Annotated in this window: 9 protein-coding genes; 1 reads left to right on the forward strand and 8 read right to left on the reverse strand. The window is 41.1% G+C overall.

The features are described 5' to 3' along the window. Positions 1 to 767: 767 nt before the first annotated feature. On the forward strand, positions 768 to 2,294 hold the full coding sequence (locus tag GMJ66_RS15735; RefSeq protein ID WP_156291271.1) for a Na+/H+ antiporter NhaC family protein: 1,527 nt from the start codon (positions 768 to 770) through the stop codon (positions 2,292 to 2,294). Between the two features lie 193 nt (positions 2,295 to 2,487). Here the strand turns inward: GMJ66_RS15735 and GMJ66_RS15740 are convergent, their stop codons facing one another. From GMJ66_RS15740 to GMJ66_RS15775, 8 genes are all read right to left on the reverse strand, one after another. Continuing rightward, on the reverse strand, positions 2,488 to 3,021 hold the full coding sequence (locus GMJ66_RS15740) for a hypothetical protein (RefSeq protein WP_156291272.1): 534 nt from the start codon (positions 3,019 to 3,021) through the stop codon (positions 2,488 to 2,490). Between the two features lie 155 nt (positions 3,022 to 3,176). Further along, positions 3,177 to 3,881 (reverse strand): CatB-related O-acetyltransferase, encoded by a 705-nt coding sequence (locus GMJ66_RS15745; RefSeq protein WP_156291273.1) that lies wholly within the window; start codon positions 3,879 to 3,881, stop codon positions 3,177 to 3,179. 30 nt (positions 3,882 to 3,911) lie between these two features. After that, on the reverse strand, positions 3,912 to 5,009 hold the full coding sequence (locus GMJ66_RS15750) for a capsular polysaccharide export protein, LipB/KpsS family (protein WP_156291274.1): 1,098 nt from the start codon (positions 5,007 to 5,009) through the stop codon (positions 3,912 to 3,914). Between the two features lie 282 nt (positions 5,010 to 5,291). Beyond that, the gene (locus GMJ66_RS15755) at positions 5,292 to 9,827 is read right to left on the reverse strand and encodes a capsular polysaccharide export protein, LipB/KpsS family (RefSeq protein ID WP_156291275.1); all 4,536 of its coding nucleotides are present in this window, start codon (positions 9,825 to 9,827) and stop codon (positions 5,292 to 5,294) included. After that, positions 9,766 to 10,560 carry an ABC transporter ATP-binding protein gene (locus GMJ66_RS15760; protein WP_156291276.1) on the reverse strand — a complete coding sequence of 265 codons (795 nt, stop codon included), beginning with the start codon at positions 10,558 to 10,560 and terminating at the stop codon, positions 9,766 to 9,768. The genes GMJ66_RS15755 and GMJ66_RS15760 overlap by 62 nt, the downstream gene beginning before the upstream one ends. Before the next feature lie 18 nt (positions 10,561 to 10,578). Next, positions 10,579 to 11,352 (reverse strand): ABC transporter permease, encoded by a 774-nt coding sequence (locus GMJ66_RS15765; RefSeq protein WP_231514953.1) that lies wholly within the window; start codon positions 11,350 to 11,352, stop codon positions 10,579 to 10,581. 15 nt (positions 11,353 to 11,367) lie between these two features. Continuing rightward, the gene (locus tag GMJ66_RS15770; RefSeq protein WP_156291278.1) at positions 11,368 to 11,817 is read right to left on the reverse strand and encodes an HIT family protein; all 450 of its coding nucleotides are present in this window, start codon (positions 11,815 to 11,817) and stop codon (positions 11,368 to 11,370) included. 392 nt (positions 11,818 to 12,209) lie between these two features. Next, complete coding sequence (locus tag GMJ66_RS15775) at positions 12,210 to 12,731, reverse strand: KdsC family phosphatase (RefSeq protein ID WP_156291279.1); 522 nt, start codon at positions 12,729 to 12,731, stop codon at positions 12,210 to 12,212. Positions 12,732 to 12,740 lie beyond the last annotated feature (9 nt).

A 12,740-nucleotide genomic window follows, 5' to 3' on the forward strand; every position in this document is an offset into this window, starting at 1 on the left:
ATTCCGTTTTATAAATGAAACAAGCACCCTTATGAAAGGCTCTATAATCGAATTTAAATGATAGAGTTTTTTGCTATGTGACCTTTCGTTTATTTTCGAGATTGTTCGGGGAACCTAGAACCTTTTTACGTGACTTTTCGAAACTGGTCCAAGCTCATTCGGGAAACTAGAACCCTTCTACGTGACTTTTCGAATCCGGACCGGGCTCGTTCGGGAATCTAGAACCACTCTACGTGACCTTTCGAATCCGGTCCGAGCTCGTTCGGGAAACTAGAACCTCTCTACGTGACCTTTCGAATCCGGACCGGGCTCATTCGGAAACCTAGAACCTTTCTACGTGACTTTTCGAATCTGGACCGAGATCGTTCGGGAACCTAGAACCACTCTACCTGACCTTTCCAACCTTGATCCAGCTCATTCGGGAACCTGGAACTTCCCTCCTACATGAATTTAAACTAGATACAAAAACAATCCTTTTTCATTACCAGCAGTTAAATCATCTTCATGCTTTTCCGTCATTTTTCATAATCCAACCAACTAAAGCATATAATTTCTAAAATCATCATAAAAGCTGCCACTCTAACCATTCCTCTTATCCAGTAATTACCGTTCTTATAATCCACGTATTAAATAAGGAAAGGAGATGATTTATAAATTTTACTTTTACCGATTCACGATGGATAGCAAGGACATGAGACTTCACTTCTGAAGATATTCGGAAGCAAGAGGACCATGCCTATGCTTCAAAAAATGGAGGGGGGATACGTTTGGAGATTTTATCTGTTATACCACCGATTGTTGCTGTTGTTTTGGCCATTTTTACGAAGCGTGTTTTGTTGTCACTGTTTATTAGTATTTGGGTTGGTGGAATGATTGCTGCAGGCGGAGATCCGTTTGAGGCAGTAGCTGTTACGTTTACTTGGATGAAGGATGTCATGATTGATCCGTGGAATGCTAGATTTCTAGTGATGACTGCATTACTGGGAACAGGTGCAGCATTTATGTTTAAAACGGGCGGTGCACAGGGGTTAATTCGCGCCCTCGAGAAAAGATTAAACTCCCGGAAAAAAGTCCAGCTTCTGCCTTATTTATTAGGCCTTATCATCTTCTTTAATGACTATGTAAATTCGGTTATAATCGGAAACGCTTCCAAAGATATTACAGCAAAACATAAAGTATCCAGGGAAAAACTATCCTATATCATCGATTCCACTTCCGCACCAATTGCTACCATTGGTCCGGTTTCTGATTGGATTGGTTTTCAGGTTTCATTAATCGCTGGGGCATTTGTCAGTGCAAGTATTGTCGGGCTGGAACCATATTTTGCCTTTTTACAGTCAATCCCGTGGAATTTCTATGCCATTCTCTGTCTGTTTGCCGTGCCGATGATCATTCTTGGAAAAGATTTCGGTCCAATGGCTAAAGCAGAGAAACGCGCTAAAACGACTGGAAAGCTTATTCCTGATGATTCCGTCCCATTATCATCCGTGGAAGCTGATCTTGGTAAGCCTCATAAAAAAGAGGGAAATGTTTGGAATTTTTTCCTTCCCCTGTTAACTCTTATTTCCGTCAGTTTATGGGGATTATGGTATACCGGTGGAGGCACGGAAGGAAAATCACTCATGGAAGCACTCGCCGATACCGATGTGTCCATTGCCTTGACCTGGGGAGCTTTTGCCATGACAGCAGTTGGTCTGATTATGGGACTTATACAGGGAATGAAACTAAAGGATTGTGAGGAAACCTTGCTTGGAGGTATACGCACCATGCTCCCTGCACTTGTCATCATTATTTTGGCATGGTCAATTGGAACGGTTACCTCCGAGCTTGGGACAGCTGAATTTGTCGTAAGCGTAACAGAAGGATGGATGACAGCTGCATTACTGCCATTTTTAATATTTATTATTGGAATGTTCATTTCCTTTGCGACAGGAACCTCTTGGGGAACGATGTCCATCCTAACACCAATCGCCATCCCATTAGCCTACACATTTGGTGGAACAGAGCTTGTACCAATCATTGTTGGGGCGATTTTTGCCGGATCCATTTTCGGGGATCACGTCTCCCCCATTTCCGATACAACGGTTATGGCATCGATATTCTCCGGCTCAGACCACATTGCCCATGTGAATACACAGGTACCATATGCCCTCGTTCCAGCAAGCATAGCAGGTGTACTGTATTTAAGCTATTCCTTTGTCGGCAATGGCTATATCCTGTTAATCGCAGGGATTATCATTCAGTTCTTTCTGCTGCGGTATCTTGGAAACAGGTACGAAAAGAAATATGGCTAAAAAAGCAAAGGGACGTTGCACCGCTTTTAAAAAGCACCGTCCCTTTGCTACGTTTAACCATAAAGTGAACTTTCAATCAGTGGGGTTTTCTTGATCCCCACTAAATGTCAGTTGATCGAATCAGCTTTTAAGCATGGAGAAGGTTCTCCTGCTTCCAAAACCTCTATAAGCAAGAACCATCCCCGCGCTTCCCCTATTCCACCAACCGCCTATCCACCAATCCAGACGAAGCTATTTTCCACTCTCCAACTTCTCTATTCAATACATGCTGTACGATGGAAATGTTGTCCTCAAATTCATTCCCTTCAGAAATATAGGTTGCAACTGATTTTTGTTCCACCTGCAAAACGATAGTATCCTCATTTTCTTCCATCACCTTCGTGCTTAAAATCTCATTTTCTATATCATAGTTTTGAAAAATATCCGCAGCTAACATCTGAATTTCTTCCTTTATTTCTGAACTGACTGTATCGACATAGCCTTTCAAATCCTCTTCTTCAGAAAATTTAATGTTATCATGTACGACCTGGATTGCTTCCTGAGCCTCATCGGATAATTCTTCCTCTGCACCGGGATTTCCTACGGCTACTGTTTTCCTGCTGTCTTTCATGCGGTTCTGTTCTCTATCCAACGTCTCATGTTCAGCATTCGAACCTTCCCTCTCTTCACATCCGGACACAAATACGATAAGTAAAGATAATATAACCATATAAAGACAATTTTTCATCTGCTCCATCACTCCATGAACCTTATTATTGTAGGGCGTCAAACAAATTCATCTCAGATTTGGGTCCTTCAGCATCAGTTCAAATAACGTTTATCATTCATCCGCGTCCTTACCTCTTTCCCACTCCCTCTCTTTCCCAGCTCGACTCTCCTCTGTCAAACAATTTCCCCTTTCACAATCTTCACTCTTGGTTTCTTCCGTTCTACCAACAAGCCCTTTTCTTTCCTCTCCTCTAACTGCTTGAGGGCCACTTCAACATCATCAAATTGAATGCCCTCTAATGATTCCAGCGTATAATTCCACCATTTAATTTCCAGTAGCTTTTCTCTGATTTCCTTGTCAAAACGGTACTTAATTCGCTTCGCTGGCACTCCACCGACAATAGCATAGGGCTCCACATCTTTATTCACTACGGCACCTGCAGCAATGATAGCCCCATCCCCAATGGTTACACCTTTAAGAATCGTCACATTTGCTCCTATCCATACATCATTTCCGATAACAGGACTCGGCTTGCTTTTTATTCTTGGTACCGTCGTTTTAAAATTTTTAGCCTCCTGCCAGGAACCAAAACCGAACGTTTCACTGTACTGAAAGTCATGGGTACTTAAATAATGAACCGGATGTTCTCCCATTCCGATTGTAAAACCAGGTGCCAGATTACAAAATCTTCCAATCGATTTTACATTACGGATGACTCCTCCTCTTAAATTCGTATAAGCCCCGATTACTCCTGCCGAATGAATCGTCGTATTTCTTGACCTGACTGGGGGTTCGAATAAAACCTTTTGAATTAGATAATTCACATCATCTATGTATACCCCCATCGCAGCTAATTCCTTTTTAGTCACCTTTGACATCAAAACACCCCTTTAAAAATCTTTCACCTTTTAATCCTGATTGCTAATCCGTTTAATCGTCTCTTCTAACGTCAATTTTTCCTTTGTATATGGATCCCTGTACATCGGATATAAAATATAGGCACCCGCAAATAATTCCTCGATGGTTAACTTTCGCTTTCGCCTTTGAATAACTTGCCGGTCATCGGTCAGGCCCCACCCGGAATAAAATGGAGCTCCCAGCGTTGTAACAGGGAGCCCTCTGATGAGCGCTTCAAACCCTGAAAGCGAAGTAATAGTATACACATGATCAATCGTCTGAAAAGCATCTACTAAACTCAAGGGCTCCTCGATGACTTTTGCCAAATGCCGGATATCATCTGGATTCGACTGTTTTTTCCTCCTACCCGTTAACACATCCGGATGTGGTTTATACATAATTTCTGCCTCTGGATTTTCCTCACTCGCAATTCGAACGAGATCATTATTCGTCCATTTTTGAAAACTTCCCCTTAAAACCGAAGCATCATCCTCCACCTGGCCAATGACGAGAATCCGCTTTTTCGACTTCGGTCCATAGATCTCCCCGATATTTTTTATTTCAACATGGTTGTATTTACTAACACCAAGTTCTATCAGCAGCTTTATACTGTGCTTTGCCTGCTCCATTAGCCGCTTGTCCTCATGGAAAGGATAGGTATTCAAAATATCCTCCAAATCACTAGGCCGGGATGCATCAAAGTACATCCCCTTTCTGTCTATACATAGCGAATAGGGTGGTGTATGCATCGAGCCTAGCCCTTTGGAGCGAACGAACCCGTCTTCCACTCGGTATACCGCGATTTCATGATGGCTGGCATAACGAAATAATTCCTCATCCATATGAAAGCCCCACACGATAAAAACCTTTTCCGGGTATTTTTCCAATTCAAAGCGTAAAAACTTCAGTCTATAATCAAAAGGAACAAATCGAACATCGTAATCCTCCAAAAAAGCAGATATATAAGGCTGCTTCCACTTGGATACGTGAAACAAAAAAGCAACCGGTTTATTCGTATGTTGACGTGGCCTGATTTTCCAGTAAATGATTGTTGCATATGCTAGTATGATTTTGATTAATTTTTTTAATTTGCGTTTATAAGTATTCATTCTCTTCATCCACTTTTCCTATAGGCTGTTTCTAAAATATTTGTTACTTCTGATACAAAACACGCAGTAACTGACCGTGGGAAACACACTACGCCGGTTTTGTGCTTTTATTTCCTAACATTTGATTATGCTAATTAATTCTTAGCATTGGATAGCTAATCACTATACTGAAGACCCCGCAGCGAGCGTTCTTTGCGAGCGAAGAGACTGAAACGTTGCCCGCAAAAAGTGACTTCCTAAGCAGAAATCAACAGTGCACTTACTTATGTCGAATTTCACATCTCAAGTTGTCACAGGCTCTAAATAATCCTGAAAAATAATATTTTCCAATACAGACATTTCTTTTGCTTCATCATTAGAGAAACCTATTATATTATCGCGTTGAATCGGTCCCTGAATTTTGTATATCCAATATAATACCAGCAGCTCGGTACTTGGCTTTGCATCCAGCTTACCAGCAAGTTCTGTATAAACAGGATGCGGGATTGTTTGTACTGGCTTTTCCGCATCGAGAAAATCAATGAAAAGATCCACTCCATTTTCATTTGTATGTTCGATATTTGGTCCGCTAATCACGACTAAATCAAAATCATTCACATTTCTCCGATAACTTTGGTCATATGCTGGTTCTTTGATCCATATGTCTGTTTTCGTTCCATAATCCTGTGACAGAGGGAAATCGATGGAATAGTCATTAATGCGAATAACCAGTTCTCTGCTGTTCACCCATTCACCTTTACAGGCATCCTCCGCAGACGGATGGTTGCCGACAATGCAAATATCACCGTCTGCATCTCTCACCATCTGTTCAAACGTTCCTTCAAAATACGTTAATCTGTTGTAATACTCATTTTCTATGTCTGAATTTGGAATGAACTCTGGCATTCGATAGTCCAGCATGGCAACCAGTGCCAGATATCTGCAGTTTTTCATGACTTTACTGTCCATCGCTACTGCTTTTTCCACTAACTGTAATGCTTGATGATATAAACCAGCATCATTTCTGATTGCTGCGAGAAGGATGACTTCCTCTGCTGACAGACTGTCCAGCTTCATTTCCAGCCTTTCTGCTAATTGCAGGCATTCCTCGGTTAACCCTTCATTTTCCCAAATATATTTCACTAAAAGGACGAGTGAATTATGATGATCCGTTGCATTCATTGCGGTATAGAGATAATCTTTTACTCTGTAAAAATCACCAATGTTTATTTTCAGATCAGTAATTTTATAGCAAACATCTGCTTTCAATGTTTGATCCTTGCACATATCCAAAACCGTTTCATAGTAGTTGATGCTTTCTTGATAAGCATGCTTTAATTCAGCCAACTGTGCTAACTTCAAGTAATGCTCCTGAACATTTACGTCCAGCTGGATTGCTTTTTGGATTAATTGTTCCAGGTCAGCTATGCCTGCTTCCGTTCTATTTTCTTGTACTTTCCCCATCAAATGGTCTATTTTTGTGGAAAGAAGCTCATCAATCGTTCGGTCACAATCGATTAATTGATTCGTTTCGAGACTAATATATCTTGGATACAACAAGTATGCACCAGCAAATAATTCTTCCATCGTAAGTGTTCTAGTACGTCGATCATTTGGCTGTCTATCATCCGTTAACCCCCAGCCAGCATAAAATGGAGAACCAAAGCATGTAACGCTGATTCCACGGATTAACGCTTCAAATCCTGACAGGGAAGTGATCGTATAGACATGATCAATCGTCTTCAGGGAATCTACTAAGCTTAAAGGCTCGGTTACGACTTTGGAAATATGCGCCACGGCCATTGGATCAGACACCATATTTCGATGACCTGTCAGTACATCGGGATGCGGCTTATAAATAATCTCGGCATCCGGGTTCTCCTTGTAAGCAGCCCCTACCAAATCATTATTCGTAATTTCCCGGTTACAGCCATATTGAATCGAAGCATCCTCTTCTACCTGACCAATAACTAAAATTCGTTTTTTCGTTTTCTTTCCGTAAATTTTTTCAATATTAGTTGGACCGACATGATTATATTTACTAATCCCTGTGTGAACCAGCTTATCCAAATTCCGTCTTGCAGTTTCTAATAATTCCGGCCGGCTCTTAAAATCATAGGTTTGCAGTATATGCTCTAAGTGAGATGATCCGCGGGAATCAAAATACAATGTTTGTTCATCGGCCACAATCGACATGGGCAAGCTGTGACCAGCACCTAAACCTAAGGAGCGAACAAAACCATCTTCCGTTCGAATGAGCTTAATCCCATGTTCCTCTGCATATTCGCGAATTTCATCGGATTCCTTAAATCCCCAAACAATGAATACAAAATTGGAATCATCGATAATGTAAGGCAATAGTTTTTCTAAATCCGTTTTTCCAAATGTGAAAGCGGTTCTGTATTCCGGAAAGAAGCGACTGATATGCTCCCGTTTCCATGGATTGAAGCCAATCATATAGGCAATCGGCTTATCAGAAGCCGACTCCTCCCAGTTTTCTCCCACTTCGACAAATGGCTTTTTCTTTTTGTTTTTCTTTTTCACTATTTTTCGTTTGTATTCCTCTTCTTTTTGAAGGCGGTCGAGTTTGACTTCTTCTGCCAGCTCATCGATGGCCTGTTCACAATCGATTAATTCATTCATTTGCAAACTGATATATCTTGGGTACAGTAAATAAGACCCAGCAAATAATTCCTCAAGCGTTAATTTTCGTGTACGCCGAGTATTCACTTGTCTGTCATCCGTTAGGCCCCATCCTGCATAAAAAGGCATCCCGAAGCAAGTGACCTTGATTCCTCTCATGAGTGCCTCGAAACCAGCCAAGGATGTAATCGTATAGACATGATCAATCGTCTCCAGCGCGTCCACTAGGCCAAGCGGTTCCTTTATCACCTTAGCAATATGGGTAACATCATTTGGATTAGAGAGCTTATCCCGATGTCCGGTTAATACATCTGGATGTGGCTTATAAATGATCTCGGCATCCGGGTTCTCCCGGTAAGCTGCCCAGACTAAATCATTATTGGTGATTTCCCGGTCACAGCCATATTGAATCGAAGCATCTTCCTCTACCTGACCGATCACCAATACACGTTTCTTCGTTTTTTCTCCATAAATTTTCTTTACTTTTGCCGGACCGACATGATTATATTTGCTGACACCTGTCTGGATAAGCTTATCCATATTCGTTTTTGCCTGTTCTAGTAAATCAGGTCGTTTTCTAAAGTCATAGGTTTGCAGGATTTCCTCTAAATCCGATGGTCCGCGCGAATCAAAATAAAGACCCTTTTCATCCGCAACGATGGACATTGGCAAGCTATGGCCGGCACCTAGGCCAAGTGAACGAACAAAGCCATCCTCCGTTCGAATGAGTTTTATTCCTTTCTCTTTCGCATACTCTCTAATTTCATCCGATTCCTTATATCCCCAAACAATAAATACGATGTTCGTTTCATCGATAATATAAGGAAAAAGCTTTTTCAAGCTCGTTTTTCCAAATGTGAAGGCCGTTCGGTATTCTGGAAACATACGGCTAATATGCTCACGTTTCCACGGATTAAAACCAAACATATAGGCAATCGGCTTTTTGGAGTCCGTATCCTCTTCCCAGTTCACGCCCACTTCCTCAAATGGCTTTTTCTTTTTATTTTTCATCTTTAATATTTTTTGTTTGTATTCCAGATCTTTTTGAAGCCGGTCTCTTTGAATTTGTTTGACCAATTCATCAATTGCCTGCTCACAGCCAATTAATTCCTTCGTTTGCAGGCTGATATATCTTGGATACATTAAATAAGCACCTGCAAACAATTCCTCCACTGTAAGTTTTCGGTTGCGGCGATGATTAACTTGTCTGTCATCGGTCAGCCCCCATCCTGCATAAAATGGCATTCCAAAACAAGTAACAGGAATCCCGCGCATCAATGCTTCAAATCCCGACAAGGAGGTAATCGTGTACACATGATCAATGGTTTGCAGGGTATCGGTCAAGCTGAGCGGCACTGTTATTACTTTGGCAATATGTTCGACATCTTTTGGATTGGAAACCTTTTTCCGATGACCAGTTAACACATCTGGATGTGGCTTATAGATAATTTCTGCGTTCGGATTTTCATTAAAAGCAGCCCACACTAGGTCATTATTGGTGATTTCCCGGTCACATCCATATTGAATAGATGCATCTTCTTCCACCTGCCCAATGACTAAAATCCTCTTTTTCATTTTCGCACCGTAAATTTTTTCAATATCAGTTGGAGCTACATGATTATATTTACTTACATTAGCCTGGATAAGCTTCTCCATACTAGCCTTGGCCTTTTCCAGTAAATCCGGGTTTTCTTGAAATTTATACGTTTGCAGCATGGCCTCTAAATCAGAAGGCCCGCGCGAATCAAAATAAAGACCCTTTTCATCTGTCACGATCGACATAGGCAAGCTATGGCCTGCACCAAGCCCAACCGAACGAACAAAGCCATCTTCCGTTCGAATGAGTTTAATTCCTTTCTTTTTCGCATATTCCCTTATTTCATCGGGTTCCTTATATCCCCAAACAATAAATACCATATTGCGATTCTTTGGAAAATATGGTCGCAAACGATCTAGATCAGCACTTCCGAATACAAATGCTGTTCGATATTCAGGGAAGACGTTGCTTATATGCTCCCGTTTCCACGGATTAAAGCCAAACATAAACGCGACCGGCTTATCAGCATCCTTCCAGCTGCTCCCTATTTCTTCAAAAGGGATTTTTTGAGAAGATTTATTTTTAGGTTGATACAGGTTAAGTTGTGATAGAATCCGTTTGGCGATTTTCCTCATTTTTTTCTTCAATTTCTTTGTCATTCCTTTCCACTATTTCGTTTTCATATAGTTCTAATGCAGAATCTACATCCCCAAAATAAATGACTTCTCCTTTATCAAGAACAACCGCTTTTTCACAAACCGCTCGTACTTGGTGTGCACTATGGGAAACAAATACAATTGTTTTTCCCTTTAAAAATTCCCTTATTGCACGTAATGCTTTTTTTCGAAAACGCTGATCCCCAACAGCAAGCACTTCATCGAGCAGTACGATGTCTGAGTTCACATGAATGGCGATGGAAAAGCCAAGTCTGATTTTCATTCCTGAAGAATAGGTCTTGATTGGCTTATCAATATGATCTTCTAACTCCGAAAATTCGATGACATCATCTACAATCCCATCAATCTCTTTTTCTGTTAAACCGAGTACTACACCATTCATATAAATGTTTTCCCTGCCTGATAATTCCTTTTGAAATCCAGCACCTAACTCAATTAAGCCACCGATTTTCCCATTTATCTTTACTTCCCCGGTTGTCGGAGAAGTAACACCTAATATGACCTTCAGTAATGTACTTTTGCCAGAGCCATTGTCCCCAAGGATGGCAACCGATTCGCCCTTCTGAATGGTTAGGGATATATCCTTAATTGACCATTTGCCTTCCTTTTTAGATTTTCGAAAAAGCAGTTTATTCCTGACATGAAATAAGCGGCTGGCATTTTCTTTATACTTTTTTCCAACTTGAACTAATTGAATTGCGTAATCTTCTTCCATCAAAAACACCCTCAAACCTTAAACGACATCCGCAAAATTCTTCTCTAATTTCTTAAATGTAATCCATCCAATCACGAATATGACGATACTAAACACGAAGGAGTAGAGTAATAATGTCATATTTGGCGGCTGATTATGCAGGAATGCCTGTCTGTACCCATCCAAAATTCCCGTTAACGGATTCAATGCCATGATGAGCTGGTACTGTGCTGGGATAGAATGGAATGAATACATCACCGGAGATAAGTAACGACCCAATCGCAAAATAATCGGAGTTACCAATCCAACATCCCTTACATACGCATTTGCCGCCGATAAAAGAAACATGAGACCGAGCATCATGATAATTTGTACGAATAAAATCGGTATCGCGTATAAGGCATTTATCCCTGGTACAATATGGTAGTAGCCCAAAACAGCGATTAAACCGATTAATGTCATTCCAAAATTGACCGTCTCCGATAACAGCTTGATTAATACCAGTGCTGGCCGGTAAAAATTCCGCTGTCTAATTAAACCGGAACTGCTCACAATAATCCTGGTCGAGGCACCAACAGCCTTATTAAAGTACAACCACGGAAGTAGTGCGACGAATAAAAATGCTGCATATGGTACCCCTTCACTAGGCAATCGGACAAAAACGGAAAACACGATGGTCAGAACAATCATCAGTCCCATTGGTTCTATTAATATCCATAATTTCCCAAGCAAGGATTGTTTATATTTAGATATAATCTCTCTTTTCGAAAGAGTTTTTATAAAATCTTTATTTTCCCAAAACTTTAGAGCCATCATCAAAACACCTTATTATGTAATATCATGATTCTGTCGATTAGTGAGTTGCAACCGTAGTCGACCGCAAAACTTCTCCAATTGCAGCTTAGTGATAGAAGGATGAGCTTTCCCCTTCTGTTGTGTCGCCTGTTCAATTAAGGCAACGCCCTTTACATCTCCATCCACCTCTCTTGGTATGAGATGTACGTGCAGATGCCGAACCGCTTCACTGATGGTCACCATATATAACCGGTCGACGGACAGTTCCTTTTGAATGGCTGCTTCTATTTTTTTAATGAGCGGACCTAATTCCACTAATTCTTCTTCTGTAAATTGGGCCCAATCCTCCACATGTCTTTTTGGCTCCACATACATATAACCTAAAAGTTGAGAAGCCAATGGGCCATGTGAAATCACCCAATTTTCAGTTTCATAGATAGGTTCTGATAGATTTTCATGCTTTTCGCAAATTGGGCAATTCACTAGCCCCACTCCTCTTCCTTAAAATTAAAAGCCTGTTACTGACGCGAAAATCTGTATAGTCCGACGCAACTTGAAATGATAGTCTGCTAGTTGGTGCGTTTTAACCGCTCCTGAAATACACTACGCTGGTTTTGTGCTTTTATTTTCCCAGCATTGACAAGGCAAAATAAATTCTTTACATAGCTAACCACTACTAAGCTGGTTGATTGTAGCGGAGGGTAGTCGAATCCTGCGGGAAAAGCAACGGCTGAAGACCCCGCAGGAAGTGGTTTTCTTCCGAGGAGGCTGAAGCGTTGCCCACGGAAAGCGACTGCCCGGAGCGGAATCGGGTGGTGCCCTGCACTATGTCGTCACTTTATATCAACGCGACTATTAAAACCGTGTAAAATAAATTATTGGATCACTCTTACTCTCCCTGCTAAATATCCTTCGATCAATTCCTCATAATCTTCCTGAGTAGACAGAATATGGTCTAGGATTTCCCGGACTGCTCCTTCTCCTCCGTTTGCTTTCGCTATATACTTTGCGTGTTCTTTCACGGTGGACACCGCATTGTTCGGTGCACAGGGAAAGCCAACAGATTTCATAACTGGAAGGTCATTGATGTCATCACCGATATAGCAAATTTGCTCTTGACTGATTTCCAAATCCTCTATCATATTCCAGAGAATCTTCCTTTTATTATCAATACCCTGATGGATATAATTTATCTTTAATTCCTTTGCCCGCTTCGTTACGGCAGTTGATCTTCTGCCGGTAATAATTGCCGTTTTAATTCCGGCATAATGGACTAGACTTATGGCCATCCCATCTTGTGTATGAAAGGCTTTGTACTCTTGACCATCAGAACCAATCCATAATCTTCCGTCCGTTAACACACCATCCACATCGAATACGATTAGTTTAATATTCATTCCAAACCT

Source organism: Oceanobacillus salinisoli, from assembly GCF_009733865.1.
GTDB classification, from domain to species: domain Bacteria; phylum Bacillota; class Bacilli; order Bacillales; family Amphibacillaceae; genus Oceanobacillus; species Oceanobacillus salinisoli.

What these genes read in the sequence shown, in the direction of transcription:
- GMJ66_RS15740 (WP_156291272.1), bottom strand. Translation starts at nt 3,021, where the DNA reads ATGAAAAATTGTCTTTATATGGTTATATTATCTTTACTTATCGTATTT.
- GMJ66_RS15765 (WP_231514953.1), bottom strand. Translation starts at nt 11,352, where the DNA reads ATGGCTCTAAAGTTTTGGGAAAATAAAGATTTTATAAAAACTCTTTCG.
- GMJ66_RS15745 (WP_156291273.1), bottom strand. Translation starts at nt 3,881, where the DNA reads ATGTCAAAGGTGACTAAAAAGGAATTAGCTGCGATGGGGGTATACATA.
- GMJ66_RS15755 (WP_156291275.1), bottom strand. Translation starts at nt 9,827, where the DNA reads ATGACAAAGAAATTGAAGAAAAAAATGAGGAAAATCGCCAAACGGATT.
- GMJ66_RS15750 (WP_156291274.1), bottom strand. Translation starts at nt 5,009, where the DNA reads ATGAATACTTATAAACGCAAATTAAAAAAATTAATCAAAATCATACTA.
- GMJ66_RS15760 (WP_156291276.1), bottom strand. Translation starts at nt 10,560, where the DNA reads ATGGAAGAAGATTACGCAATTCAATTAGTTCAAGTTGGAAAAAAGTAT.
- GMJ66_RS15775 (WP_156291279.1), bottom strand. Translation starts at nt 12,731, where the DNA reads ATGAATATTAAACTAATCGTATTCGATGTGGATGGTGTGTTAACGGAC.